Annotated in this window: 22 protein-coding genes; 12 read left to right on the forward strand and 10 right to left on the reverse strand. The window is 72.2% G+C overall.

Features of this window, described 5'->3' with window-relative positions:
• Window positions 1-433: 433 nt before the first annotated feature.
• The 6 genes from ACIP84_RS17570 to ACIP84_RS17595 all read left to right on the forward strand — a co-directional run bounded on the left by ACIP84_RS17570 (window position 434) and on the right by ACIP84_RS17595 (window position 5,820).
• On the forward strand, window positions 434-1,240 hold the full coding sequence (locus ACIP84_RS17570; protein ID WP_401798494.1) for a TraR/DksA family transcriptional regulator: 807 nt from the start codon (window positions 434-436) through the stop codon (window positions 1,238-1,240).
• Between the two features lie 169 nt (window positions 1,241-1,409).
• Complete coding sequence (gene lspA, locus ACIP84_RS17575) at window positions 1,410-2,033, forward strand: signal peptidase II (protein WP_355956611.1); 624 nt, start codon at window positions 1,410-1,412, stop codon at window positions 2,031-2,033.
• Between the two features lie 51 nt (window positions 2,034-2,084).
• Window positions 2,085-3,026, forward strand: coding sequence for an RluA family pseudouridine synthase (locus ACIP84_RS17580; RefSeq protein ID WP_073916813.1), 942 nt, complete (start codon window positions 2,085-2,087; stop codon window positions 3,024-3,026).
• Window positions 3,023-3,499: a GNAT family N-acetyltransferase gene (locus ACIP84_RS17585; RefSeq protein WP_355956609.1), complete on the forward strand. Its 477-nt coding sequence runs from the start codon at window positions 3,023-3,025 to the stop codon at window positions 3,497-3,499. The genes ACIP84_RS17580 and ACIP84_RS17585 overlap by 4 nt, the downstream gene beginning before the upstream one ends.
• 110 nt (window positions 3,500-3,609) lie before the next feature.
• Window positions 3,610-5,196: a Na+/H+ antiporter gene (locus ACIP84_RS17590; RefSeq protein ID WP_355956607.1), complete on the forward strand. Its 1,587-nt coding sequence runs from the start codon at window positions 3,610-3,612 to the stop codon at window positions 5,194-5,196.
• Between the two features lie 54 nt (window positions 5,197-5,250).
• Window positions 5,251-5,820 (forward strand): dienelactone hydrolase family protein, encoded by a 570-nt coding sequence (locus tag ACIP84_RS17595; protein ID WP_355956605.1) that lies wholly within the window; start codon window positions 5,251-5,253, stop codon window positions 5,818-5,820.
• 66 nt (window positions 5,821-5,886) lie between these two features.
• Here the strand turns inward: ACIP84_RS17595 and ACIP84_RS17600 are convergent, their stop codons facing one another.
• From ACIP84_RS17600 to ACIP84_RS17620, 5 genes are all read right to left on the reverse strand, one after another.
• Window positions 5,887-6,858: a zinc metalloprotease gene (locus tag ACIP84_RS17600; protein ID WP_401798497.1), complete on the reverse strand. Its 972-nt coding sequence runs from the start codon at window positions 6,856-6,858 to the stop codon at window positions 5,887-5,889.
• A gap of 336 nt (window positions 6,859-7,194) precedes the next feature.
• The gene (locus tag ACIP84_RS17605; protein WP_401798498.1) at window positions 7,195-8,844 is read right to left on the reverse strand and encodes an alkaline phosphatase D family protein; all 1,650 of its coding nucleotides are present in this window, start codon (window positions 8,842-8,844) and stop codon (window positions 7,195-7,197) included.
• A gap of 267 nt (window positions 8,845-9,111) precedes the next feature.
• On the reverse strand, window positions 9,112-9,927 hold the full coding sequence (locus ACIP84_RS17610) for a thioredoxin domain-containing protein (RefSeq protein ID WP_355956600.1): 816 nt from the start codon (window positions 9,925-9,927) through the stop codon (window positions 9,112-9,114).
• Between the two features lie 60 nt (window positions 9,928-9,987).
• Window positions 9,988-10,674: a hypothetical protein gene (locus ACIP84_RS17615; protein ID WP_355956807.1), complete on the reverse strand. Its 687-nt coding sequence runs from the start codon at window positions 10,672-10,674 to the stop codon at window positions 9,988-9,990.
• Between the two features lie 118 nt (window positions 10,675-10,792).
• The gene (locus ACIP84_RS17620) at window positions 10,793-12,118 is read right to left on the reverse strand and encodes a DUF2252 domain-containing protein (protein WP_355956599.1); all 1,326 of its coding nucleotides are present in this window, start codon (window positions 12,116-12,118) and stop codon (window positions 10,793-10,795) included.
• Between the two features lie 190 nt (window positions 12,119-12,308).
• Between ACIP84_RS17620 and dnaE the strand changes: the two genes are divergently transcribed.
• A complete protein-coding gene (gene dnaE / locus ACIP84_RS17625; RefSeq protein WP_355956597.1) occupies window positions 12,309-15,848 on the forward strand; it encodes a DNA polymerase III subunit alpha in 3,540 nt (1,179 codons plus the stop codon).
• 149 nt (window positions 15,849-15,997) lie between these two features.
• Here dnaE and ACIP84_RS17630 read toward each other — a convergent pair whose 3' ends face one another.
• Window positions 15,998-16,171 (reverse strand): hypothetical protein, encoded by a 174-nt coding sequence (locus ACIP84_RS17630; protein WP_173861668.1) that lies wholly within the window; start codon window positions 16,169-16,171, stop codon window positions 15,998-16,000.
• 216 nt (window positions 16,172-16,387) lie between these two features.
• On the opposite strand from ACIP84_RS17630, the gene ACIP84_RS17635 reads away from it, so the two are divergent.
• From ACIP84_RS17635 to ACIP84_RS17650, 4 genes are all read left to right on the forward strand, one after another.
• On the forward strand, window positions 16,388-17,761 hold the full coding sequence (locus tag ACIP84_RS17635; RefSeq protein ID WP_401798502.1) for an NYN domain-containing protein: 1,374 nt from the start codon (window positions 16,388-16,390) through the stop codon (window positions 17,759-17,761).
• 20 nt (window positions 17,762-17,781) lie between these two features.
• Window positions 17,782-18,753, forward strand: a complete 972-nt coding sequence (locus ACIP84_RS17640) for an ABC transporter ATP-binding protein (protein WP_355956805.1) — start codon at window positions 17,782-17,784, stop codon at window positions 18,751-18,753.
• Between the two features lie 97 nt (window positions 18,754-18,850).
• Window positions 18,851-19,681, forward strand: coding sequence for an ABC transporter permease (locus ACIP84_RS17645; protein ID WP_401798504.1), 831 nt, complete (start codon window positions 18,851-18,853; stop codon window positions 19,679-19,681).
• A gap of 34 nt (window positions 19,682-19,715) precedes the next feature.
• Window positions 19,716-20,357: a DUF2567 domain-containing protein gene (locus ACIP84_RS17650; protein ID WP_355956592.1), complete on the forward strand. Its 642-nt coding sequence runs from the start codon at window positions 19,716-19,718 to the stop codon at window positions 20,355-20,357.
• Between the two features lie 60 nt (window positions 20,358-20,417).
• Here ACIP84_RS17650 and ybaK read toward each other — a convergent pair whose 3' ends face one another.
• The 4 genes from ybaK to ACIP84_RS17670 all read right to left on the reverse strand — a co-directional run bounded on the left by ybaK (window position 20,418) and on the right by ACIP84_RS17670 (window position 24,441).
• Window positions 20,418-20,915 carry a Cys-tRNA(Pro) deacylase gene (ybaK, locus tag ACIP84_RS17655; protein WP_401798506.1) on the reverse strand — a complete coding sequence of 166 codons (498 nt, stop codon included), beginning with the start codon at window positions 20,913-20,915 and terminating at the stop codon, window positions 20,418-20,420.
• Between the two features lie 12 nt (window positions 20,916-20,927).
• Window positions 20,928-21,665, reverse strand: coding sequence for an LON peptidase substrate-binding domain-containing protein (locus ACIP84_RS17660; protein ID WP_355956588.1), 738 nt, complete (start codon window positions 21,663-21,665; stop codon window positions 20,928-20,930).
• 10 nt (window positions 21,666-21,675) lie between these two features.
• Window positions 21,676-22,716, reverse strand: coding sequence for a hypothetical protein (locus ACIP84_RS17665; protein ID WP_401798508.1), 1,041 nt, complete (start codon window positions 22,714-22,716; stop codon window positions 21,676-21,678).
• Window positions 22,717-22,827: 111 nt separating this feature from the next.
• Complete coding sequence (locus ACIP84_RS17670) at window positions 22,828-24,441, reverse strand: oxidoreductase (protein ID WP_355956584.1); 1,614 nt, start codon at window positions 24,439-24,441, stop codon at window positions 22,828-22,830.
• A 214-nt stretch (window positions 24,442-24,655) separates the two neighbouring features.
• Between ACIP84_RS17670 and hisD the strand changes: the two genes are divergently transcribed.
• Complete coding sequence (hisD, locus tag ACIP84_RS17675; RefSeq protein WP_401798510.1) at window positions 24,656-25,999, forward strand: histidinol dehydrogenase; 1,344 nt, start codon at window positions 24,656-24,658, stop codon at window positions 25,997-25,999.
• Window position 26,000: the final 1 nt, after the last annotated feature.

The raw sequence follows: 26,000 nt of genomic DNA on the forward strand, positions 1-26,000 counted from the left end.
GGGGTCGCGACGCCGGGTCTAGTCACCGCAGTGTCCTGCGGCTTTCTTCCGACGGCTCCGGGGTGATGCTTCACATCGGGCTCGCCCCCGGGCTCTCACCGTCCCCGGGTCGCTCATGGCTGCGTACGACGCTACTCGTCCCCATCCAAGCCTTTCGCAGGACCAGTGTACGGGCCCCGCGGTGGGGTGGCAGACCGGTTTTCCCGTGACCCGAATGGCCATACGGGGCGGCGCGGACTTGGTGTGCGGCCATGTGGGGGAGGGGCGGGACGGATTACCCGGCGGGGAGCTGGGCACAACGGAGGCAGGCCTGCCCCGAGGGGTGCGGGGGCGGGTGGGAACGGCGGCGTGCCCCGTTGCCGCGGGCCTTGGGCCGATTTATCGTCCCAGCACGATTCGCGAGCAAGATCACAAAATGTGAAGGGGCCGCGACATGGTGGCGAAGAAGACCGCCGCGAAGAAGCCCTCGGCCGCCGGTTCCACCGGTTCGGCGGAGGGTGCCAAGGACGTGGCCGGGAAGAAGACGACGGTCGCGGAGCCGCCGACGGTCGCGAAGAGGACCACCGCGAAGAAGACCACCCCGAGGAAGACCACCGCGAAGAAGGCCGCCGTGAAGAAGACCGCCGTGAAGAAGAGCGCGGGGGAGGACGCGGTCGCCGAGGAGACGGTTGCCCCGAAGGCCGCCGCCAGGAAGACGCCCGCCAAGAAGGCCGCGGCGAAGAAGGCGGCCGCCACGGCGCCCGCCGCGAAGAAGCAGACAGGAGCCAGGACGGTGGCAGCGAAGAAGACGGCGGGTGGCCTCACGACCGCCGGGGACGAGGCAGCCGTGCCTCCCGCCCGGACCGGCGAGCTCGCGGTACGTCCCGGGGAGGACCCGTGGACCCCGGCCGAGGTGACCGAGGCCCGCAACGAGCTCCAGTCCGAGGTGCTGCGGCTCCGCAGCGAGCTCGCGCACTCCCAGGAGGAGCTCACCGGCCTCATGCGGGACTCGGGCGACGGCGCCGGGGACGACCAGGCCGACACCGGCACCAAGAACATCACCCGCGAGCACGAGCTCGCCCTGGCCGCCAACGCCCGGGAGATGCTGGAACAGACCGAGCACGCCCTGGAACGGCTCGACGCGGGCACCTACGGCCTCTGCGAGGTGTGCGGGAAGCCGATCGGCAAGGCGCGGATGCAGGCCTTCCCCCGGGCCACGCTCTGCGTCGAGGACAAGCAGCGGCAGGAGCGGCGCGGCTGACCGCCGGGGACCGCGCGGGCCGCGGCCGGGAGCGGCCCGCGCGGTGCGCCGGCGCCGCGCCGCCGCCCTGCCGGACGCCGCGCGGCCGGTCATCTCGGCTGCCGGTCTCGTACGCCTGTGCCGTACCCTCGGTGCACGGTCAGGCATCGAGGTCGAGGGACTCACTCACGTGGCAGAGGCGGAGCGCATCATCGGTACGCCGGATTCAGCAGGGGCCGAGGAGCCGGCCGCCTCCGACGAGACGGTGGCCGCCGACGGTACGGCCACGCCCGCCGACGGTGCGGCCGCTCCCGGGGAGCGGCCGAAGGGCAGGCGCCGGATCCTCGCCCTGTTCGTCGTGGCCGTCCTCGCCTACCTGCTCGACCTGGGCAGCAAGATGCTCGTGGTCGCGAAGCTGGAGGGCCGTGAGCCGATCCGGGTGATCGGCGACTGGCTGCGCTTCGACGCCATCCGGAACCCGGGCGCCGCGTTCGGCATGGGCGAGGCCTTCACGATCATCTTCACCTGCATCGCGGCCGCCGTGATCGTCGTGATCATCCGGCTGGCGCGGAAGCTCTACAGCCTGCCCTGGGCGATCGCGCTCGGTCTCCTGCTCGGCGGTGCGCTGGGCAACCTCACGGACCGGATCTTCCGCTCCCCGGGCGTCTTCGAGGGCGCGGTCGTCGACTTCATCGCCCCCGCGCACTTCGCCGTCTTCAACCTCGCGGACTCGGCGATCGTCTGCGGCGGCATCCTCATCGTGATCCTGTCGTTCCGGGGTCTGGACCCCGACGGCACCGTCCACAAGGACTGAGCGGATCCGGCCGCGAGACCCGAGCACCTCGGGGCAAGGCATACTCGACGAGTGAGTACGAGTCCCGAGATCCGCACGCTGCCCGTTCCCGATGGCCTGGAGGGCGAGCGCGTCGACGCCGCCATCGCCCGAATGTTCGGGTTCTCCCGTACGAAGGCGGCCGAGCTGGCCGCCGCAGGGAAGGTCCAGGTCGACGGCTCCGTCGTCGGCAAGTCCGAGCGGGTGAGCGGCGGCGCGTGGCTCGAGGTCGAGATGCCGGGCGCGGCCGCGCCCGTGCAGATCGTCGCCGAGCCCGTCGAGGGCATGGAGATCGTCCACGACGACGACGACATCGTCGTGATCATGAAGCCGATCGGGGTGGCCGCGCACCCCAGCCCCGGCTGGACCGGCACCACGGTCATCGGCGGCCTGGCCGCCGCCGGCTACCGCATCTCCACCTCCGGCGCCGCCGAGCGCCAGGGCATCGTGCACCGCCTCGACGTCGGCACCTCCGGTCTGATGGTGGTCGCCAAGTCGGAGTACGCGTACACCTCGCTCAAGCGCCAGTTCAAGGAGCGCACGGTCGACAAGCGCTACCACGCGCTGGTGCAGGGCCACCCCGACCCGATGAGCGGCACCATCGACGCCCCCATCGGCCGGCATCCGAACCACGACTACAAGTGGGCGGTCACCGCCGACGGCAAGGCGTCCGTCACGCACTACGACCTCATCGAGGCCTACCGCTCGGCGTCGCTGCTCGACATCAAGCTGGAGACGGGCCGCACCCACCAGATCCGGGTGCACATGTCCGCCCACCGCCACCCCTGCGTCGGTGACCTCACGTACGGCGCCGACCCGACGATCGCCAAGCGCCTCGGTCTCACCCGGCAGTGGCTGCACGCCGTCCGGCTGGGCTTCGAGCACCCGGGCGACGGCTCGTGGGTCGAGTTCGCCAGCACCTACCCCGAGGACCTCCAGAAGGCCCTGGACCGGATCGCGGCGGAGAGCCAGTGAGTGCCCCGCACCGCGCGTACAGCGTCCGCGAGGCGGCCGGCCCCGAGGACCGCGAGGCCTGCTTCGCCGTCCGCCGAGAGGTCTTCGTCGGCGAGCAGGGCGTCCCGCCCGAGCTGGAGTACGACACGTACGACGCCGGCGCGGTGCACGTGCTCGCCGTGCGCGAGGACGGGCTGCCGCTGGGCACCGGCCGGCTCCTCTTCGGGGCGGACGCGGTCGGCAAGACCGGCGCCGACACCTCGGTGGGCTCGCTCGGCCGGCTCGCGGTGTCCAAGGCCGCGCGCGGCCTCGGCGTCGGCGCCGCGCTCGTGCGGGGCATCGAGGACGTGGCGCGCGAACGCGGGCTGACCGCCGTCGACCTGCACGCGCAGACCCACGCGCTCGGCTTCTACGAGCGCCTCGGCTACGAGGCGTACGGCCCCGAGTTCCCGGACGCGGACATGCCGCACCGGGCCATGCGCAGGGCTCTGTAGGGCCCGCGCGGCACCAGGAGTGCTCGACCGCCCCTTGTCCCGCCCGCCGCGAGCGGGCGTACACAGGGGGCAGTCATCGTTAAAACGGACATACGTGACAGGGTGTGTCCGTGGATCAATTGGCCCTGTTGTTCTTGCTGCTGCTCGGCGCGCTGCTGACGGTCCCGCTCGGTGAGCGGCTCGGACTGCCCGCGCCCGTCCTGATGACCCTCGTCGGGATCGGGCTGGCGGTCCTGCCCTTCGTACCGAACGTCGAGGTGCCGCCGGAGCTCATCCTTCCGCTGGTGCTGCCGCCGCTCCTCTACGCCTCCGTGCAGCGGACCTCCTGGCGCCAGTTCGCGGCCAACAGACGGCCGATCTTCCTGCTCGCGGTCGCCCTCGTGTTCGTCACCACGGCCGCCGTCGGCGCCGTGGCCAACGCCCTCGTGCCCGGCCTTCCGCTGGCCGCCGCGATCGCGCTCGGCGCCCTCGTCGCCCCGCCCGACCCGGTCGCGGCGACCGCCGTCGCCGGCTCGCTCGGGCTGCCGCGGCGGCTGGTGTCGATCCTGGAGGGCGAGGGCCTCTTCAACGACGTCACCGCGATCGTGCTGTACCACGTGGCCATCGCCGCCGCGGTCAGCGGCTCCTTCTCCTGGCCCGACGCGCTCGGCGAGTTCGTCCTCTCCGCGGTGGTCGCGGTGGCGATCGGCCTGGCGCTCGGCTGGCTCTCCAACAAGCTCATCGGGGTGCTCGGCGACGCCACCCTCCAGACCGGCCTCACCCTCCTCGTGCCCTTCGTGAGCTACGTCCTCGCCGAGGAGCTGCACGGCTCCGGCGTCCTCGCGGTCCTGGTCACCGCCCTCTTCCTCGCCGAGCACGCGGCCGACGCCGACGACGTGATGGGCCGGCTCGCCGGGCAGACCTTCTGGCAGATCGTCGACACCCTCGTCACCGGCATCGCCTTCGGCCTCATCGGCCTCGAACTCGTCCATGTCTTCGGGGTGGCGGAGGGACGCGGCCGGCAGATGCTCGGCTGGGGCGCCGCCGTCGTCGGGGTGGTCGTCGGCGTCCGGCTGCTGTGGCTGCTGCCGGCGACCTGGCTGGCGAAACGGCTGCACACCCGCCGGGACGTCGACGAGGAGATCCCGACCAGCTGGCGGGAGACCATCGTCATGTGGTGGGCGGGGATGCGCGGCGTGGCCTCGGTGGCGCTCGCGCTCGCCATCCCGCTCCGCACCGACGACGGCGCGCCCTTCCCCGGCCGGGACGAGATCGTCTTCATCGCCTTCTGCGTGATCATCGCCACGCTGGTCGTCCAGGGGCTGACGCTGCCCTGGCTGGTGAAGCGGCTCGGCGTACGGGCCGACGCGGACGCCGAGCGGGTCCTCGAGCGGGATCTCGCCATCCGGGCGGCGAAGGCCGCCCGGCGCAGGCTCAAGGAGATCGAGGAGGTCGAGGAGCTGCCGGAGGAGGTCCAGGAGCGGCTGCTGCGCGGGGCCTACGACATCGGGGCGCGGATCAGTCCCGACATGGTCGACGAGGAGCGGCGGGCGGCGTTCGTCGAGCGGACGAAGCGCTTCAAGGCGGTGCAGCGGATCCAGCGGGAGCTGATGTCGGCCGCCCGGCACGAGGTGCTCGCGGCCCGCAGCGAGCCGGGTGCCGACCCGGAGGTGGTGGACCGGGTGCTGCGTCAGCTGGACGTGCGCAGCATGCGGTGAGGGTCGTGTCGGCGGGTTCGGTGACCGTCGGCGGGGGGTGGCAGGATGGCGGGTATGGACATCATGCTTTTCCACTCGGTGTACGGGCTGCGCCCGGCCGTCCGGGACGCGGCCGACCGGCTGCGGGCCGCCGGGCACCAGGTGTGGGTGCCGGACCTGTTCGACGGCTGGACCACCGATTCGGTGGAGGAGGGCATGGCGAAGCGGGACGAGATCGGCAAGGACGAGCTGCTGAAGCGCGCGATCCTGGCCGCCGCCCCGTACTCGGAGCGCGGTCTGGTCTACGCGGGCTTCTCCTTCGGTGCCTCCGTAGCGCAGACCCTGGCCCTCGGCGACGAGAAGGCGCGCGGTCTGCTGCTGCTCCACGGCACGTCGGACCTCGCGCCCAACGTGTCGGTGGACGAGCTGCCCGTGCAGTTGCACGTGGCCGATCCCGACCCGTTCGAGACGCACGACTGGCTGTCCTCCTGGTACCTGCAGATGCGCAGGGCCGGGGCGGACGTGGAGGTCTACCGCTACCCGGGCGCGGGGCACGTGTACACGGACCCGGAGCTGCCCGACTGGGACGAGGAGTCGGCCGACCGGACGTGGTCGGTGGCGCTGGCCTTCCTGGACAGCCTGTAGGACCGCGGTGAACGGGTGTGGCCCCCGGGGGAGTTCCCCCGGGGGCCACACCCGTGTGAGGCCGGATCAGGCGCGGTACGCCGTCCAGTAGTCGTTCATCCGGGTCACCTGGCCCGAGGTGAACTGGTACATGCAGGCGTCGTACGTGTAGTCCATGAAGTTGTGGATCGGGTCCACGCCGGCCTTGTTGGTGCAGGTGTCACGGCCGGTCGGGCACTCGTAGGCGGGGCTCTTCTCGGCCGGGGTGTCGGCCACGCCGTCGCCGCTGCCGCTGCAGCCGCCCTGGAAGGTGTGGTAGAGGCCCATCCAGTGGCCGACCTCGTGGGTGGCGGTGTCGCCCTGGTTGTAGTTGGCGGCGGAGCCGCCCGGGAGCGACGCGTCGAGGACGACGACGCCGTCCATGGACGGGTTCGAGGCGTACGAGGACGGGAAGGTCGCCCAGCCCAGGAGGCCGCCGCCCAGGTTGGCGGTGTAGAAGTTCAGCGCGCCCGCGCCGCCCTTGCGGAGGGTCTGCTTCATCTGCTTCTCGGCGGTGGAGCCGGAGGACAGGTTGTACCAGGACGCGTTGTCCGTGTAGTCGGTACCGGCCAGGGTGAACTGGAAGTTGGAGTTCACGTTGCCGGTGCCCTGGCCCGCGTAGGCCGCGTTCAGGACGTTCATCTGGTTGGTGATCGCGGTCGCGGAGAGCTTGCCCGTCGTACCGGAGTGGATGACGTGGAAGTAGACGGGGATGTTCACCACCGCGGCGGCTCTGTCGGCGGAGCCGCTGAGGCGGGCCTCGGAACGGGCGGCGGACAGCTTCTTCTTGAAATCGGCGTCCATGGCCGCGGCCTTGGCGGCCGTGACCTCGTTCGGCTCGGCGGCGTGGCCGTCGGCGCCGCGCGCCTTGCGGGCGCCGGAGAGGGCGCCGGCGTCGTCGGCGCACTCCTCGGCGGTGGCGCCGGCGAGGGTGGTGGTGCCGCTCGCGACCGGGGCGGAGAGCGGGGCAAGGGCCAGGGTTCCGGCCATGACGGCCGTACCGATCATCCGACGTGACATACGCGGGGATATACGGACAAGAGCACGCATGGTGACTCCTCGTGGGGGGTGGGGGGAGGAACTTCCTCCGCCACGCCGGGGAGATTACGCGTCCATGTCAGCCACCGTTGAGGAGTGATCAAGCCCAATCATTCAGGGGGCAATTCGGGTCATCGGGAAGAAGTTCTTGTGCTGTTTCCGGAGTTTGAGATCTCGACGTAACAGCTGGGGTGACGGAGGCGGGTGGTGTGTCCGGATTCGATCTCCGAAACCAGCCACCCGCCGTAGCGATGTGATCTTCCGTTAACAGAAGGGATCATGGCTGAAAAGCATCGCTAATGAGCCGTCAGGGAAGCGTCAGCGGACCGGCTGGTACACCCGCTCGACACGCTGCGTTCCGCTCAGCGTCCGGTACGAGCGCGCCCAGGACGTCGTCGCGGCCGGGTCCGCCTTGTCGGAGACCGTGTAGTAGTCCATCTGCGAGCGTTCGGCGGTCACGTCGAGCACGCCGTAGCCGTGGTGGTCCATGTCCACCCACTTCACGTGCCGGTTGGCGGCCTTGACGGCGCCGGCGGCCACCACCGAGAGCGTCCCCGGGGCCACGTGCAGCAGGTCGTCCAGGTTGTCCGAGGTCACCGAGGTGACCACGAACTCGGTCGCGGCGGACGCCGAGAAGGGGTACGTCGCCGCCTTCACCGGAACGTCGTTGGCCCAGGCCATGTGGATGTCGCCGGTCAGGAAGACCGTGTTGCGGATCGCCCGCGAGGTGAGGTGTCCGAGCAGCTCCTTGCGGTCGTCCGTGTAGCCGTCCCACTGGTCGACGTTGACCGCGAGCCCCTCCTTCGGCAGGCCCATCAGCTCGGCGAGCGGCTCCAGGAGGTGGGCGGGCAGGGAGCCGAAGGCGATCGGCGAGATCATCACCGAGGTGCCGACCAGCTGCCAGGTCGCGTCCGAGCCCGCGAGCCCGGACTTCAGCCAGTCCAGCTGTGCGCGTCCGGTGATGCTGCGCGCCGGGTCGTCGACCGAACCGCTGCCGGTCTTCGCCGGCGCGGAGCGGAACGAACGCAGGTCGAGGAGGTGCAGATCGGCCAGCTTGCCGAAGCGCAGCCGCCGGAAGACCGTGCCCTCGGTGGACGTACGGACCGGCATCCACTCGAAGTAGGCCTGCTTGGCCGCGGCGACCCGGGCCGCCCAGTCGCCCTCGGCGCCGGGGGTGTGGTTCTCGGCCCCGCCCTCCCAGGCGTCGTTGGCGAACTCGTGGTCGTCCCAGATGGCGATGACCGGGTGGGCCGCGTGCAGCGCCTGGAGGTCGGCGTCCGTCTTGTAGTGCCCGTGCCGGGTGCGGTAATCGGCCAGCGAGACGATCTCGTGGCGCGGCTCGTGCTGCCGGACGGTGTACTTCGCCTCCGGGTAGGTGCCACTGCCGTACTCGTACACGTAGTCGCCGAGGTGCAGGATCGCGTCCAGGTCGGCGCGGGCGGCGAGGTGGCGGTACGCGGAGAAGTGGCCGGCCTCCCAGTTGGCGCAGGAGACCACACCGAAGCGGACGCCGGGCGCCGCGGCGTCGAGAGCCGGTGTGGTGCGGGTGCGGGCGGCGGGGGAGACGGTGGATCCCGCGGTGAAGCGGAACCAGTAGGAGGTGGCCGGGCGCAGGCCCCGGACGTCCGCCTTCACCGTGTGGTCGGAGCCGGCGCTCGCGGTGCTCGTGCCGGAGGCCACGATCCGCGCGAAGCCGCGGTCCTCGGCGAGCTCCCAGCCGACCTGGACGTCGGGGCCGAGGCCGGAGCCGGGCACGGCTTCGGGGGTGGGGGTGACGCGCGTCCAGAGCAGGACGCCGTCGGGCAGCGGGTCGCCGGAGGCGACGCCGTGGAGGAACGCGGGCGCCCCGGGGGCCGCGTGGGCCGTGCCGACCGCGCCGAGGAGGGCGGGCGCGGTGACGGCGGTGACGGCGGCGGCCTTGACGACCGTACGCCGCGTGGGGGCGGAGGATATGAAACGACTGGTCACGGGCAGTCAGATTACTGGTGGGTACGGTGGGTGGGGAGGGGCTTGCGGGAAAGTTCGCCGGATCGTCGCCCCCCGGCCGCATCCGCCCCCGCGGCGGTGGCGCCTTTCCGGCGGTCGTGACCTGACCCGGGATCAGAACCGCTCTCCGCGGGGCGGTTCCGGGGGAGACCGCTCGCCACTGGGAGGGACCCACCCCCGCATACGGCTGCGCCCCCCGGCCCGCCGGGGCGGGTCAGGGGGCGAAGGCGACGTTCCGTACGGTCCGGGTCAGCCCTTGAGGGCCGTGGCGATCGCCGTGTCGAACTCCGGCACGGTCATCGGCGGGTTGTCGGAGCCCGCCACCGTGACCGGCTTGCCGTCCATCTTCAGCGTCGGGGTGCCCGTCACGCCGCTGTCGTCGAAGGCCTTCGACATCTTCATCGCCCAGGCGTCGAACGTGCCGTCCTCGACGTTCTTCTTGAACGCGGCGTTGCCCTTCAGGGCCGGCACCGAGTCCGCCACCTCCAGGAGGTAGGAGTCCTTGGCGAACTTGTCGTCGTTCTCCTCCGGGTGGAACTTCGCCGAGTAGAGCGCCGACTTGTACGTCAGGAAGGCCTCGGGGCTCACGTCTAGGGCCGCGCCGAGCGCCGAGAGGGCGTTCTTCGAGCCCTCGCCCGTGGCGGCGTCGTCGATGAACGTGGCACCGACGTACTTGATCTTGTACTTGCCGGCCTCGACGTCCTTCTCGACCGTGGAGCCCACGGACTGCTCGAAGGTCGCGCAGACCGGGCAGCGCGAGTCCTCGTACAGCTCCAGGGTCTTCTTCGCGGTCGGCTTGCCGACGACGACGGTGGTGCCGTTCGTGCCCGAGGTGTTCTTCGGGGCCGTCACGGTGGTCGCCTTCGCGGCCGACTCCCACGCGGAGGGCTGGTTCGACTGGACCACCGCGTAGCCGATGCCGCCGGCGGCGGCGAGGACGGCCACGGCCGAGACGCCGACGACGAGCTGCCGGCGGGCCCGGTCCTTCTTCGCCTGACGCTCGCGCTCGACGCGCAGACGCTCGCGGGCGGCAGCCTTGTTGGCCTGGTTGTTGCGTGCACTCATGATCGTGATCTCCGTGACGGTGAGGAAGGAAGGGGTACCGCGTGCCTGGGGGCGCGTCGCTCAGACGAGAGCGAGGCGCGGGCACGGCGGTCCCCGCCGTCCCACGGAGTGGGTGAGGAGCCGGGTGCGGGAGGGCTGCGGCCGCCCCGCGGGGCGCCCGGCGCGCCGCGGCGCCGGACCACCGGTACGGAAGAGGGCCGCCACCAGGAGCAGCGGCCGGAACGCGAAGGCCGACACCGCGCCGAGCAGCCGGGCGAGCGCCCGCTCCCCGCCGCGCAGCCAGACCGCCGCGAAGAGCCCGACGCCCACATGGGCCAGAAGCAGCAGCCAGGGCAGCGCCGGGTCGGGGGAGTCGAGGAGCGCGGCGGCCGTGCCGCTCTCGGGGGCGGCCACGCCCGGCAGCGGGGTGCCGACGGCGCCGCCGCAGAACACCTCCACGCCGACCGCGCGCAGCGACCCGGCGACCGGGCCGCCCGCGGCGCCGTAGCAGACCGCCTGGCCGCTGGTGAAGAGCGTGTCGGCCGCCAGTTCCAGCGGCACGAGGAGCCCGGTGATCGGGCCGAGACCCCGCTCGCGGCCCGCGAGGGCGTACGCCACGGCGAAGACGCCGACGGCGACCGGGACGACCGTCCCGAGCGGCAGCGGCACGCGGGAGAGCAGCACGTGGGACGCCACGGACAGCGTCACGACCAGTGCCGTGAAGAACGCCGCCCGCAGCGCTCTCAGCTGCGTCCCTGCCATGTCCATCGTCGTGGAGTGTGCCATGCCGGTCCGTAAAACGCCCTTAAAGGGAGTCTGTGAACGATCCCGGAGACCCCGGGAGGCCCGCCGGCCCCCAGAGTCCCCTGCTGCACAGCGGAGTCCGCTACAGCCCCGGGATCCGGCCGTTGCGGAAGAGGTCCACGAAGGTCTGGTGGTCGGCCCGCGCCCGTGCCCCGTAGCTGTGGGCGAAGTCCACCAGGAGCTCCGCGAAACCGTCCTCGTCGGCGGCGATCGCCGCGTCGATGGCCCGCTCCGTCGAGAACGGCACCAGCGAGTGCCCGCTGGAGTCGTCCGCCGCCGCGTGCATGGTCGCCGTCGCCCGGCCCAGGTCGGCGACCGTGGCGGCGATGTCCTGGGGGTCGTCGATGTCCGACCAGTCGAGGTCCACCGCGTACGGCGAGACCTCGGCGACGAGCTGCCCGGCGCCGTCCAGCTCGGTCCAGCCGAGCCACGGGTCGGCGTGCGCCTGGAGCGCCCGCTGCGAGATCACGGTGCGGTGGCCCTCGTGCTGGAAGTACTCCCGCACCGCCGCGTCCTTCACATGGCGGGAGACCGCCGGGGTCTGCGCCTGCTTGAGGTAGATCACGACGTCGTTCTCCAGGGCGTCGCTGTTCCCCTCCAGGAGGATGTTGTACGAGGGGAGGCCGGCCGATCCGATGCCGATCCCGCGCCGCCCGACCACGTCCTTGACCCGGTACGAGTCGGGGCGGGCCAGGCTGGACTCCGGCAGGGTCTCCAGGTAGCCGTCGAAGGCCGCCAGGACCTTGTACCGCGCGGCCGCGTCCAGCTCGATCGCGCCGCCGCCCGGGGAGAAGCGGCGCTCGTAGTCCCGGATCTCCGTCATCGAATCGAGGAGCCCGAAGCGGGTCATGGAACGGGCGTCGCGCAGCGCGTCGAGCAGCGCGCCCTCGGCCGTGTCCAGCGTGAACGGGGGCAGCTCGTCGTTCTTCGCGCCGGTCGCGAGGGCGTGGATGCGCTCCCGGTAGGAGGCGGCGTAGATCCGGACGAGGTGGCTGATCTGCTCGTCGCTGAGCGCCTTCGCGTAGCCGACGAGGGCGAGCGAGGCGGCGAGCCGCTTGAGGTCCCAGGTGAAGGGGCCGACGTACGCCTCGTCGAAGTCGTTGACGTTGAAGATCAGCCGCCCGGTGGCGTCCATGTACGTGCCGAAGTTCTCGGCGTGCAGATCGCCGTGTATCCAGACCCGGCCGGTGCGCTCGTCCAGATAGGGGCCGCCGTGGGCCTCCTGCTCCAGGTCGGCGTAGAACAGGCAGGCCGTGCCCCGGTAGAAGGCGAAGGCCGAGCCGGCCATCTTCCGGAACTTGACGCGGAAGGCCGCGGGGTCGGCGGCGAGGAGCTCGCCGAAGGCGGTGTCGAAGACGGCGAGGATGTGCTCACCGCGCTCCGTGGCGGTGGGCTGGGGGACCGACATCGAGGTGCCTCCTGGTACCGGACGTACTGCAAGACTGTTCATGACAATTTGGACACGTGTTCCGTGTCTCTCAACGCGCGACCCTAGCCGCGAGTGCCCGACGCCTGTCAGTCCGGAGACGTAGACTTCCACGCTGTCCCCCCAGACTGTCCGCAGCCTGTCGACTCCTGTTTTCCGGAGGCCTCCCGCCGTGACCAAGCCGCCCTTCACGCACCTCCACGTCCACACCCAGTACTCGCTGCTGGACGGTGCCGCGCGGCTGAAGGACATGTTCAACGCGTGCAACGAGATGGGCATGACCCATATCGCGATGTCGGACCACGGCAACCTGCACGGTGCGTACGACTTCTTCCACTCGGCGAAGAAGGCCGGGGTGACGCCGATCATCGGCATCGAGGCGTACGTCGCCCCCGAGTCCCGGCGGAACAAGCGGAAGATCCAGTGGGGGCAGCCGCACCAGAAGCGGGACGACGTCTCCGGTTCCGGCGGTTACACCCACAAGACGATCTGGGCGGCCGACGCCACCGGACTCCACAACCTCTTCCGGCTCTCCTCCGACGCCTACGCCGAGGGCTGGCTGCAGAAGTGGCCCCGGATGGACAAGGAGACCATCTCCCAGTGGTCGGAGGGGCTCATCGCCTCCACCGGCTGCCCCTCCGGCGAGCTGCAGACCCGCCTCCGGCTCGGCCAGTTCGACGAGGCCCTCAAGTCGGCCTCCGAGTACCAGGACATCTTCGGCAAGGAGCGGTACTTCCTGGAGCTGATGGACCACGGCATCGAGATCGAGCGCCGGGTCCGCGACGGGCTCCTGGAGATCGGCAAGAAGCTCGGCATCCCGCCGCTGGTCACCAACGACTCCCACTACACGTACGCGCACGAGTCGGCCGCGCACGACGCGCTGCTCTGCATCCAGACCGGCAAGAACCTCTCCGACCCGGACCGCTTCCGCTTCGACGGCACCGGCTACTACCTCAAGTCCACGGACGAGATGTACGCGATCGACTCCTCGGACGCCTGGCAGGAGGGCTGCCGCAACACCCTCCTGGTCGCGGAGCAGGTCTCCACCGACGGCATGTTCGTCGAGAAGAACCTCATGCCGAAGTTCGACATCCCGGAGGGCTACACCGAGGTCACCTGGTTCCGCGAGGAGACCATGCGGGGCATGCACCGCCGCTTCCCCGACGGCATCCCCGACGACCGCATGAAGCAGGTCGAGTACGAGATGGACACGATCATCTCGATGGGCTTCCCCGGCTACTTCCTCGTCGTCGCCGACTTCATCATGTGGGCGAAGAAGCAGGGCATCGCCGTGGGCCCCGGCCGAGGCTCCGCGGCCGGCTCGATCGTCGCGTACGCCATGGGCATCACCGACCTCGACCCGATCCCGCACGGACTGATCTTCGAGCGCTTCCTCAACCCCGAGCGCATCTCGATGCCCGATGTCGACATCGACTTCGACGAGCGTCGGCGCGTCGAGGTGATCCGGTACGTGACGGAGAAGTACGGCTCCGACAAGGTCGCCATGATCGGCACCTACGGCAAGATCAAGGCCAAGAACGCCATCAAGGACTCCGCGCGCGTCCTCGGCTACCCGTACGCCATGGGCGACCGGCTCACCAAGGCCATGCCCGCCGACGTCCTCGGCAAGGGCATCGACCTCAACGGCATCACCGACCCCTCGCACCCGCGCTACAGCGAGGCCGGCGAGATCCGCGCGATGTACGAGAACGAGCCGGACGTCAAGAAGGTCATCGACACCGCCCGCGGCGTCGAGGGCCTGGTCCGCCAGATGGGTGTGCACGCGGCCGGCGTGATCATGTCCAGCGAGCCGATCGTCGACCACGCGCCGATCTGGGTGCGGCACACCGACGGCGTCACCATCACGCAGTGGGACTACCCGCAGTGCGAGTCGCTCGGCCTGCTCAAGATGGACTTCCTGGGCCTGCGCAACCTCACGATCATGGACGACGCCGTCAAGATGGTGAAGGCCAACAAGGGGATCGACCTCGACCTCCTGGCCCTGCCGCTCGACGACCCGAAGACCTTCGAACTGCTCCAGCGCGGTGACACCCTCGGTGTCTTCCAGTTCGACGGCGGCCCCATGCGCTCGCTGCTGCGGCTGATGAAGCCCGACAACTTCGAAGACATCTCCGCCGTGTCCGCCCTGTACCGGCCGGGCCCGATGGGCATGAACTCGCACACGAACTACGCCCTGCGCAAGAACAAGCAGCAGGAGATCACCCCGATCCACCCCGAGCTGGAGAAGCCGCTCGAAGAGGTGCTCGCGGTCACCTACGGCCTCATCGTCTACCAGGAGCAGGTGCAGAAGGCCGCCCAGATCATCGCCGGCTACTCCCTCGGCGAGGCCGACATCCTGCGCCGCGTGATGGGCAAGAAGAAGCCCGACGAGCTGGCGAAGAACTTCGTCATCTTCGAGGCCGGAGCCAAGAGCAAGGGCTTCAGCGACGAGGCCATCAAGGCGCTCTGGGACGTCCTGGTCCCCTTCGCCGGCTACGCGTTCAACAAGGCGCACTCGGCCGCGTACGGCCTGGTCTCCTACTGGACCGCCTACCTCAAGGCCAACTTCCCCGCCGAGTACATGGCGGGACTGCTCACCTCGGTCAAGGACGACAAGGACAAGTCCGCGATCTACCTCAACGAGTGCCGCCGCATGGGCATCAAGGTGCTCCCGCCGAACGTGAACGAGTCCGAGTCGAACTTCGCCGCCCAGGGCGACGACGTGATCCTCTTCGGCCTCTCCGCCGTCCGCAACGTCGGCACCAACGTCGTCGAGTCGATCATCAAGTCGCGCAAGGCGAAGGGGAAGTACTCCTCCTTCCCCGACTTCCTCGACAAGGTCGAGGCCGTCGTCTGCAACAAGCGGACCGTCGAGTCGCTGATCAAGGCCGGCGCGTTCGACGAGATGGGACACACCCGCAAGGGCCTGGTCGCCCACCACGAACCGATGATCGACAACGTGGTGGCGGTCAAGCGCAAGGAGGCCGAGGGACAGTTCGACCTGTTCGGCGGCATGGGCGACGAGTCCGCCGACGAGCCCGGCTTCGGCCTGGACGTCGAGTTCTCCGACGTCGAGTGGGAGAAGTCCTACCTGCTCGCCCAGGAGCGCGAGATGCTCGGCCTGTACGTCTCCGACCACCCGCTCTTCGGCATCGAGCACGTCCTGTCCGACAAGACCGACGCGGCGATCTCCCAGCTCACCGGCGGCGAGCACTCCGACGGCGCGGTCGTCACCATCGGCGGCATCATCTCCGGCCTCCAGCGGAAGATGACCAAGCAGGGCAACGCCTGGGCCATCGCCACCGTCGAGGACCTCGCCGGCTCCATCGAGTGCATGTTCTTCCCGGCCACCTACCAGCTGGTCTCCACCCAGCTCGTCGAGGACACGGTCGTCTTCGTCAAGGGCCGGCTCGACAAGCGCGAGGACGTGCCCCGGCTCGTCGCCATGGAGCTGATGGTCCCCGACCTGTCGAACGCCGGGACCAACGCACCGGTGATCCTCACCATCCCCACGGTCAAGGTGACCCCGCCGATGGTCACCCGCCTCGGCGAGATCCTGGGCCACCACAAGGGCAACACCGAGGTACGGATCAAGCTCCAGGGACCCCGGACCACGACCGTGCTGCGCCTCGACCGGCACCGGGTGCAGGCCGATCCGGCGCTCTTCGGCGACCTGAAGGTGCTGCTCGGCCCGTCCTGCCTGGCCGGCTGACCCTCCGTCCCGCCCGGCCCGGCCGGGCGGGACCTCCCGCACACGCGCGAGGGGCGGGATCCCCGCACGCGAAGGGGCCGGCTTCCCGCACACGCGCAAGGGGCGCGCCCGTCGTCACGGGCGCGCCCCTTTGCCGTACGCGAAGGCCGTCAGTTGTGGCCGAAGCGCTTCTGACGGCCCTTGCGGGCGACATCGCTCGGCAGCACCTGAGACGCGCGCTGCGACGCCTCGGACTCCATCGCCGACTGCTGCGCCTGCTGGGCGCCGCGCTCGGCCGGCGACTGCTGCTTCTGACCGCGGTTCTGGTTGCGGTTCTTGGCCATGGGGATGCCTCCTCAAAGGGACCTAGGGGCCAGGGCCGCTGTCAGACTCACATACGGCACGAACCGCCGCATGTTGGATCATTACGGAGCGTAAGGCCCGGGGGAGCGTGACATCCGCCACGCCGATGATCCAGTTCCGACCGTCGAGCCCCCGCCCTTCGGGCAGACTCGAAGGAAATCCGAAGCAACTTCCGATCCCGAGGTTCCCGAAAGAGGGTGGAACACGTGGACCGCTGCGTCGTCCTGGTGGATGCCGGCTACCTGCTGGGAGCTGCCGCCAGTCTTCTGGCCGGGGAACCGGCCCGCTCCAGGATCACCGTCGATCACGCCGGGCTCATCCAGCAGCTGCGCCAGCGCGCCGAGGCCGAGACCGCGCTGCCCCTCCTGCGGATCTACTGGTTCGACGGAGCGCCCGACCGGGTGCCCCAGCCCGAGCACCGGAGACTGCGCGTGATGCCCCGGGTCACCGTCCGGCTGGGCGCGCTGACGCGGAGCGACGGACGGTGGGCCCAGAAGGGCGTCGACGCGGCGATGCACACCGAGCTGACCGAGCTCGCCAGGAACCGGGCCTGCTCCGACATCGTGCTCGTCACCGGCGACGGCGACCTGCTGCCCGGACTGATGTCCGCCAAGGAGCACGGCGTCGCCGTCCACCTCTGGGCGGTCCAGGCCGCCGACGGCGACTACAACCAGTCCGAGGACCTGGTCGCCGAGGCCGACGAACGGCGGGTCCTCGACCGGACCTGGATCACCCGGGCCGTCCGCGCCAAGGACCTCACCGGGATCTGCGCGCCCCCGCCCGCCCCACGCCCCGAGATCGCCGCCATCCTCTCCGCGCCGCTGCCCGAGGCGGCCCTCGCCGCCTCCGCCGAACGGGCCGCCGAGGCGGCCGCCGCCAGGGCCTCCGGCGAGGTCTCCCACGCCAACGGCGACGGCGCCGACGGGCACGCGGGCGCCAACGGTCACGCCCACCACGGCAACGGGCACGCGGGCGCCAACGGCCACCTCCGCGAGGACGACCACGACCGCGGGACCGCCGTCCCCGCCCCGGCCCCCGGCAAGGGCGTCCCCACCCCCAAGGACCTGGCGGGACTGCGCGCCCCCGGCACCGCCGCCGCCTCCCCGGGCGCCCCCGTGCCCCAGGGCGCCAGCGCACTTCGCTGGTCCTCCGACCGGGGCTGGGTCGAGCGGCCCGCCGCCCCCCTCGGCGAACCGGCCGAGACCGCCTCCCTGCCCACCCTCGCCGCCCTCACCAGCGCCGAGCAGCGCTGGGCGGACCGCGAGGAGGACATCACCACCGTCGGCGGAGACCCGTTCGAGGTGGGGCAGGTGTTCGCCCGGCGGTGGATGGAACGGCTCCCCGAGCAGAGCCACGTCCAGAAGCTGTCCACCCTCTACCCCCGCATCCCGCACCGCATCGACGGCGAACTCCTCCGGTACGCGGCACGGTTCGGGCTGCTCGCCCACAAGGACGACCAGATCGACGAGCACGACCGGTATGCGATCCGGGCGGGATTCTGGCGCGAGATCGACGTCAGGGCCGCCGCCGAACACGCCCCCGCGCCCGGAGCGGGCCCGGCGACCCCGTAGGCTCTTCCCCCGTGAGTACGGTGTGCGTGGTGCGGGATCTGGTCAAGACGTACCCCGCCACGCGCGGCGGGCGCGGTGCGCCGGCGACACCCGAGGTGCGGGCCACCGACGGGATCAGCCTCGACGTGCGCGGCGGCGAGATCTTCGGGCTGCTCGGCCCCAACGGCGCGGGCAAGTCGACCCTCGTCCGCCAGCTCACCGGGCTCATGCGCCCCGACTCCGGCAGCGTCCGGCTCCTCGGCCACGACCTGGTGCGCCACCCCGAGCGGGCGTCCCGCCTCCTCGCGTACCTCGGCCAGGAGTCCACCGCCCTCGACGAGCTGACCGTCGCCCTCGCCGCCGAGACCACCGGGCGGCTGCGCGGCCTCACCGCCCGCGACGCGCGCGCCGAGCGGGACGCCGTCCTGGACGAGCTCGGCCTGGGCGCGCTGGCCTCCCGGCCCCTCAAGAAGCTCTCCGGCGGCCAGCGCAGGCTCGCCTGCGTCGCCGCCGCCCTCGTCGGCGAGCGCCCCGTCCTCGTCCTGGACGAGCCCACCACGGGCATGGACCCCGTCGCCCGCCGCGCCGTCTGGGCGGCCGTCGACCGCCGGCGCGCCGAACACGGCGCCACCGTGCTGCTCGTCACCCACAACGTCATCGAGGCCGAGACCGTCCTCGACCGTGTCGCCGTCCTCGAACACGGACGGGTCATCGCCTGCGACACGCCCGCCGGACTCAAGGAGCGCGTCGCGGGCGAGGTCCGCGTCGAGCTGGTCTGGCGCGAGTCCGCCCCGCTCCACCTGCCCGAGGTCGCCGCGCTGCGCGACCACGCCCAGGAGACGGGCCGGCGCTGGATCCTCCGGCTCGCCCCCGACGCCGCCCGCACCGCCGTCGCCACCGTCACCGGCGGGGCCGCGTTCGCCGCGCTCGACGACTTCACCCTCGCCACGCCCAGCCTGGAGGACGTGTACCTGGCGCTGGGCGGCGCGACCGAGGGACTGGTGAAGGCATGACCATCCGACCCGTACCGCACGCACACCGTGCACCTCGCCGAAGCCGTGTCCCGCACGTGCTGCCCGTACCGCACGTCACCCCCAGGAGCTGTACGCAGTGAGCACCGTGCCCGCAGAGGCCCTGCCGACCGGCGTGCCTGCCGTCCGGACCGGCGCCACCGCCGACGACGAGGCCGCCCCCCTCGCCCCGCGCGCCCGGCTGCTGCCGGCCCTGGCAGCCGTCTACCGCGCGCAGCTCTCCCGCGCCCGGGTCGCCCGCATCCCGCTGCTCTTCGTGGCCACCTTCCAGTCCATCGGGATCATGGTCCTGATGCGCGGGGTCGTCGACGGGGGCTCCGAGGCCCGCGCCGTCGTGGCCGGCTCCACCGTCCTCGTCGTCGCCTTCGTCGCGCTCAACCTGCTCGCCCAGTACTTCGGGCAGCTGCGGGCCACCGGCGGCCTCGACCACTACGCCACCCTGCCCGTGCCGCCCGCCGCCGTCGTGCTCGGCGCCGCGGGTGCGTACGCCTCCTTCACCGTGCCGGGGACCGCGTTCACCGCCGTGGCCGGCTCCGTGCTCTTCGGGCTGCCGCTCAGCAACCTCTGGATCCTCGCCGCCGTCGTCCCGCTCGCGGGTGCCGCGCTCGCCGGCCTCGGCGCGGCCCTCGGGCTCCTCGCGCCCCGGCAGGAGCTCGCCACCCTCCTCGGCCAGCTCGGCATGTCCGCGGCGCTGCTCCTCGGCGTGCTGCCGGCGGAGCGGCTGCCGCAGCCCATCGGCTGGGCACGGGACCTGCTGCCTTCGACGTACGGCGTGGAGGCCCTGGCCCGCACCTTCGACCGGAATCCCGACTGGGCGGCCGTCGCCCTGGACCTCGCCGTGTGCGGGGTGGTCGGCGTGGTCTCGCTGGCCCTCGCCACCTGGGCGTACCGGCGGGCCGCCGTCCGCTGAGGCGGGCCACGGACACACCTGGCACGATGGCGGGGTGACCGCACCCCTGACTCCGCCTCACCAGCCACCGCCGCACGACCCCGACTGGCCCCCGCCGCCCCCGCCGATGCTCGGCCCGGCCGGGGACCCGATCACGGCGGCCGAGGTCCTTCAGGGTGTCCTGGTGACCCTCGTCTCGGCGGTCGCCGGGGCGGTGCTCGGAGTGCTGTGGCTGAACCTGGCCCCGCGGGTCCTGCTCATCTCGGACGGCAAGGGCGTCTACCTCCGCAACTCGGAGGGGGAGGCGGCGATCGGCTCGGACGGAACGTTTGTCCTGCTCGCACTCGCCTTCGGCGCGGTCGCCGCGCTCGTCGTCTTCCTCGCGCGCCGCAAGGGCGGTGTCCCACTGGTGATCGGCCTCGCGCTCGGCGGCGTCCTGGGCTCGCTGCTCGCCTGGGGCCTCGGGACGTACTTCGGCCCGACGAGCGACGTCGTCGCCCACGCGAAGGCCGTCGGCCCCAACGTCGCCTTCGAGGCACCGCTCGAACTGAACCTGGGGGCCGCCGCGATGCTGGCCTGGCCGCTCGCCGCGATGATCGTGCACCTGGCGCTCACGGCCCTCTTCGGCCCGCGCGACCCGGAACCCGAAGCGTGGGACCAGCCGAAGGCGTACACCCGGGGACCGGGCCGGAGCTGACGACCCCGGCCGCTGCGGCTTCGACGGCGGCCGCGGCCCATCGTCGGGCGCGGCCGATCGTCAGGCGCGGCCGATCGGGGCCACGACCGCCGACGTGAGGGCGGCCAGGTCCGCGGGGGAGAGCTCCACCTCAAGGCCGCGCCGACCCGCCGAGATGCAGATGGACGCGTGGTCCGAGGCCGAGGCGTCGAGGACGGTACGGAGCCGCTTGCGCTGGCCCAGCGGGGAGATGCCGCCCCGCACGTAGCCCGTGGTGCGCTCGGCCGCCGCCGGGTCCGCCATCGCCGCGCGCTTGCCGCCGACCGCCGAGGCCAGGGCCTTCAGGTCGAGCTGGCCGGCGACCGGGACCACCGCGACCGTCAGCTCGCCGTCGACGTCCGCCACCAGGGTCTTGAAGACCCGGTCGGGGGAGACCCCGAGGGCCTCGGCCGCCTCCTCGCCGTACGAGGGGGAGGCCGGGTCGTGCTCGTACGCGTGCAGGGTGAACGAGGTGCCGGCCGCCGTCAGGGCCACCGTCGCCGGAGTGCCCCCGCCGTTCTTCTTCTGCTTCTTCGCCACGCGCGCTCCTCCTCAGTTCGGGTACGTCGGGGCCTGCGTCAGGTCCACCACCGGCAGCGAGGGCAGATGCCGGATGACCGCCGTCTCCGCGCGCAGCAGCGTCAGCTCCTCGCGCAGCCGGGTCGCCGTGTCGGGGGCCTGGAGCAGCCGCTGCTTCGACGGCGTGTCGAGCACCGCCGCCGCCGCGACCAGGTACGACACCACGGAGGGATCGTCCGGCAGCTCGCTCGTGGTCAGCGAACGCTCGCGCGCCCCGGCCAGCCGCTTCTGGTAACTGCGGAAGGCCCGCAGCACCCCCTCGGCGAGGCTGCCGGCCTCCTCGCCCTGCTCCTCCGGGATCTCCTCGACCTCGGCGACCAGGAACGGCCCGCTCGCGTCGACGGACAGCAGCTTCACCCGGGTCGTGCCGGTGGCCGTCACCTCGAAGCTGCCGTCGGCGCGCTCCCGGATCTGCACCGCGTCGGCGATACAGCCGACCCGGTGGAAGGACTGGATGGGGTCGGAGCCGAAGCCCGCGGCCGGGCCCTTCTCCGGCAGCGCCGTCTGGTCCGGCATGCCGGGGGCCGTCGGGGCCACCTCGCGGCCGTCGCGGATGGCGACGACGGCGAAGCGGCGCGGCTCCGAGTCGTCGATCGTGAGCAGCTCGCGCATCATGGCGCGATAACGCTCCTCGAAGACGTTCAGCGGCAGCACGAGGCCCGGGAACAGCACCGCGTTGAGCGGGAAGAGAGGCAGGCGAGCGGTGGTCACAGCGGTCAGCCTAATGGCCGCCGGGCCCGCCCCGTCCGGCCCGTCCCCCTCCGGTGTCCCAGAGCGGGGTACGGCGGGCCAGCTCGGTCCTGACCGTGTCCCGCGCGGCGAGGAACCGGCGCAGCGGATCCTCCCGTACGGCTCCCCGCCCGGCTCCCCACGGGAAGGAGGTCGCGTGGACCCCGATCCGGCCGAACTCCGCCCGCGCCTCCTCCCACCGAGCCCGCTCCACCAGCACGTACGCCAGCAGGTTGCGGACCTCGGCGGGCCACGGGTCGCCGGTCGGGAAGACCGCCGACAGGGTCAGGGCCCGGTCCGCCGCCCGGTCGGTCCACGCCTCCGGCACGGACGGGTCCCGGTCCGGTGCCACCCGGAGCAGGTCGTAGGCGGCGCGGACCGGCAGCGCCCGTACGAGCGAGTCCGGAGCGGCGTCGTCGGCCGCCTGCTCGGCGAAGTCGACGGCGGCCCGGTGCGAGCCGTACCACTGCGCCGACAGGTACTTGAGCGCCGCGACATGGCAGCCGTAGTGGTGCGGGGAGCGGCGGACCGCCTGCTCCCAGAGCGACTCGAAGACGGCGGGCCCGGCGTGCGCCCCGCGCGCGTGGTCCAGGGCGAGCCGCCACGGCACCGGGTCGTGCGGCGCCGCCTCGGCCATCGTCTGGACCAGCGGCGTGAGCTCGCGCAGCCGCTCGGCCCGCGCGGGCGACTCCCAGGCCCGGCGGACCGCGAGCTGCGCGGTGACGAGCAGGGCGTCGGGATCGCGGGGCGTGGCGGAGAGCCAGTGGGTCAGCCAGTCGTCCCTGCTGTACGCGAAGGTGGCGAGCCGGATGACGTACCGGTCGCGGTCCTCCCACTCGCCGGCGCCCCGGGTGGTGGCGAGCAGCTTCGCCGCGGGCTCCGGGTCGGCCAGGGCGGCGGCGACCAGGGCGGGGGCGAGCCGCTCGTCCGGGGCGTCGAGCAGCACGTCGTCGTCCGGCACGAACCCGGCGGCGAGCCGCGGGGCGTGCCGGGCCGAACGAACGACGCCCCTCAGGGCACGGAGCAAGGACATGGTGCGACGTATTGTCTCCCGACCCCCGCCTCCGCGGCAGCCGGTCCCACGGCCCGCTCACCAAACCTTCGCCGCAGCCCGCCGCGTACACGAATCCTCCGCCGTGCCGCCTCACCCCCTGCTCAGCAGCCGGGTCGCCCCCGCCGCCACCGTCGTCGCCAGGATCCAGCCCAGCAGGATCAGCACCGCCGCCGCCCACTGCCAGATCCCCTCAAGGCGCCAGTAGCCGTCCTGGCCGAGATTGATCACCGGGAGCAGCAGGTCGAGCGCGTACAGCGGACCGTTCCACGCGGGGGCCTCCTCCGCCTTCAGCGGTATCGGCCGGTAGTGGGAGAAGGCCACCGTGCCCGCCGCCCACAGGACCGCCATCCACAGCGCCGCCCGGCCCGGCCGGTAGCCGTAGGCCACGGTCCAGTCCTGGAGGTACCCCCAGAGCTTCCCCGCCATCGGGAGGGTCTCGCGTCTGCGCCGCTGCTTGGCCAGCAGCACCACGCGGGCGTCGGCGTCCTCCCCGCTGTTGCGCAGGACGGTCGCCAGGCGTTCGTACGGCTCGGGGGCGTACTCCGGGGTCGCCGCCGCCACCCACTCCAGGCGCCGGGCCAGCGGGAAGTGCCCGTACGGCACGAGGTTCTCGTAGCCGAAGCCGCCCATCGCGAGCCCGCCGGGCCCCGGCCAGCTGGTCGACAGGTCGATCAGGGTGACGACCTTCGCGCCGTTGAGCACGACGCGGCCCTCCTCCGGCCGCTCGCCGTTGAACCGGAGCTCCGGGGTGACGATCCGGCGCAGCGAGACCTCCTCCCGGCGCGCCCCGCTCAGCAGGAACCGGGCGTGGTGCAGGTCCACCGCGTCACCGAAGCGGCCGTCGTCGAGCCGCACCCCGCCGTGGAACTCGACCGGCTTGCGGTGGGCGCCCTGGGCGGGCGTCACCCCGTACGGCGGGGTGGCCGTGCTCTGCCCCGCCTGTCCCGCGGTGCCCGACTCCTCGTACACCCAGGCCGCGTTCAGATAGAGCGAGCGCTCCACCGTCAGCTGCGGCGCGTTGAGCGCGCGGCGGCCCTGCGCGCCGCGCAGCACGCTGCCCCGGAGACTGAGCGACACGCCGATCTTCGCCCCGCGCAGGCTCAGCTCCCCGTGCGTCTCGATCAGCTCGGCCTGGAGGTCCTGGGCGACCACCAGGCCGTCCGCGGTGATGGCCCGGCCGCGCCGGTCCGGCCACACCTGGATCTGGTTGACGAGCAGGTCCGTGCCGATCTGCGCGTCGGTGAGCCGGATGCCCCACCGCACCCGGCAGCGCGGCAGATGCAGGTCCCCCTCGGTGTGCAGCCGGGCCGCCTCCAGGCGCGGCAGCGCGCACTCGACCATCCGCAGCGTGCCGAACCTGGCCTCCGGCAGCACCACCTCGCCGTCGAACCGGCAGCCGTGCAGCTCCACGTACGGACCTATCGTCCCGCCCGCCAGGTTCAGCACACCGGTGATCCGCACGCCGCGCAGCTTGAGCGCGGCCACCCGCCCGGACCGGGCCGGCGGCCCGGCCAGCAGCAGCAGCGCCACCACGTCGGCGCGGACGCTGCGCTCCTCCCCCCAGTCCCGTCCCCCGAAGGGGTCGTCCCGCTCCGCGATCCCCTCCGTCAGATCGCACGTCCTGCCGACGACGAACGCCCGCCACACGGCCCGCTCCGGGCCCGTGAGACCCTCCGGCATCCCGTCCTCGTGCGGCTCGGTCACTGCCGCCCCCCTCGCTGTCCACGATCCGCTCGCACGATTCCGCGATTCCGGTTTCGATCGGTTTCCGGTGTCCCGTGGATTCGTACAGCCGTTCTTCCCGCTGAGTGACGGGCTGAACGCTAACGGTCAGGAGTGGCGACAAGACGCCAGTGTGGCCCGTATCAGCCATTGATACGGGCGACCGGCGCTGTGGGCCGTCTGCGAGAATTGACCCGTGATCTCTCGAATCGATCTGCGCGGCGAGGCCCTCCCCGAGGGTTCCGCCCTGCGCGACCTGCTGCCCCGTGCCGAGTTCGACGTGGAAGCCGCCCTGGAGACGGTGCGGCCGATCTGCGAGGACGTCAGGCATCATGGCGCGGCCGCGGTGATCGACTACGGGGAGAAGTTCGACGGCGTCCGCGTCCCGGGCCTGCGCGTCCCCGCCGAGGCGATCGCCCGCGCCCTCGACGAGCTCGACCCGGCCGTCCGCGCCGCCCTCGACGAGTCCATCCGGCGCGCCCGCCTCGTCCACCGCGAGCAGCGCCGCACCACCCACACCACCCAGGTCGTCCCGGGCGGCACGGTCACCGAGAAGTGGATCCCGGTCGAGCGCGTCGGTCTGTACGTGCCGGGCGGCCGCTCGGTCTACCCGTCCTCCGTCGTGATGAACGTCGTCCCGGCCCAGGAGGCCGGCGTCGAGGGCGTGGCCATCGCCTCGCCCCCGCAGAAGGCGTTCGGGGGGCTTCCGCACCCGACGATCCTCGCCGCCTGCGCCCTGCTCGGCGTCGACGAGGTGTACGCCGCCGGCGGCGCCCAGGCCATCGCGATGTTCGCGTACGGCACGGAGGGGACGGCCGGCGAGCCGGGCTGCGCCCCGGTCAACCTGGTCACCGGCCCCGGCAACATCTACGTGGCCGCCGCCAAGCGCCTCCTCAAGGGCCGGATCGGCATCGACGCCGAGGCCGGCCCGACCGAGATCGCGATCCTCGCGGACTCCACCGCCGACCCCGTGCACGTCGCCGCCGACCTCATCAGCCAGGCCGAGCACGACCCGATGGCCGCCTCCGTCCTCGTCACCGACTCGGACGAGCTGGCCGCCGCCACCGAGGCCGAGCTGAAGACCCAGGTCGCCGCCTCCAAGCACGTCGACGACCGGATCGTCCCGGCCCTGGCGGGACGCCAGTCCGCGATCGTCCTCGTCCGCGACCTGGCCGACGGCCTCACGGTCGTCGACGCGTACGGCGCGGAGCACCTGGAGATCCAGACCCGCGACGCGGCGGCCGTCGCCGACCGCGTCCGCAACGCCGGCGCGATCTTCGTCGGCCCCTGGGCGCCCGTCTCCCTCGGCGACTACTGCGCGGGCTCCAACCACGTCCTGCCCACCGGCGGCTGCGCCTGCCACTCCTCGGGCCTCTCCGTGCAGTCCTTCCTGCGCGGGGTGCACATCGTGGACTACACGCGCGACGCGCTCGCCGACGTCGCCCACCACGTGGTGACCCTCGCCGAGGCGGAGGACCTCCCCGCCCACGGCGCGGCGATCAAGGCAAGGTTCGGATGGAAGGTACCGGAGACCAAGTGAC

The organism is Streptomyces sp. NPDC088707 (assembly GCF_044752725.1).
In the GTDB taxonomy this organism is placed as follows: domain Bacteria; phylum Actinomycetota; class Actinomycetes; order Streptomycetales; family Streptomycetaceae; genus Streptomyces.

What these genes read in the sequence shown, in the direction of transcription:
- ACIP84_RS17600 (WP_401798497.1), bottom strand. Translation starts at nt 6,858, where the DNA reads ATGTCACGTCGGATGATCGGTACGGCCGTCATGGCCGGAACCCTGGCC.
- ACIP84_RS17630 (WP_173861668.1), bottom strand. Translation starts at nt 16,171, where the DNA reads ATGGCCAAGAACCGCAACCAGAACCGCGGTCAGAAGCAGCAGTCGCCG.
- ACIP84_RS17620 (WP_355956599.1), bottom strand. Translation starts at nt 12,118, where the DNA reads ATGTCGGTCCCCCAGCCCACCGCCACGGAGCGCGGTGAGCACATCCTC.
- ACIP84_RS17665 (WP_401798508.1), bottom strand. Translation starts at nt 22,716, where the DNA reads ATGTCCTTGCTCCGTGCCCTGAGGGGCGTCGTTCGTTCGGCCCGGCAC.
- ACIP84_RS17570 (WP_401798494.1), top strand. Translation starts at nt 434, where the DNA reads ATGGTGGCGAAGAAGACCGCCGCGAAGAAGCCCTCGGCCGCCGGTTCC.
- ACIP84_RS17595 (WP_355956605.1), top strand. Translation starts at nt 5,251, where the DNA reads ATGGACATCATGCTTTTCCACTCGGTGTACGGGCTGCGCCCGGCCGTC.
- ACIP84_RS17615 (WP_355956807.1), bottom strand. Translation starts at nt 10,674, where the DNA reads ATGGACATGGCAGGGACGCAGCTGAGAGCGCTGCGGGCGGCGTTCTTC.
- ACIP84_RS17610 (WP_355956600.1), bottom strand. Translation starts at nt 9,927, where the DNA reads ATGAGTGCACGCAACAACCAGGCCAACAAGGCTGCCGCCCGCGAGCGT.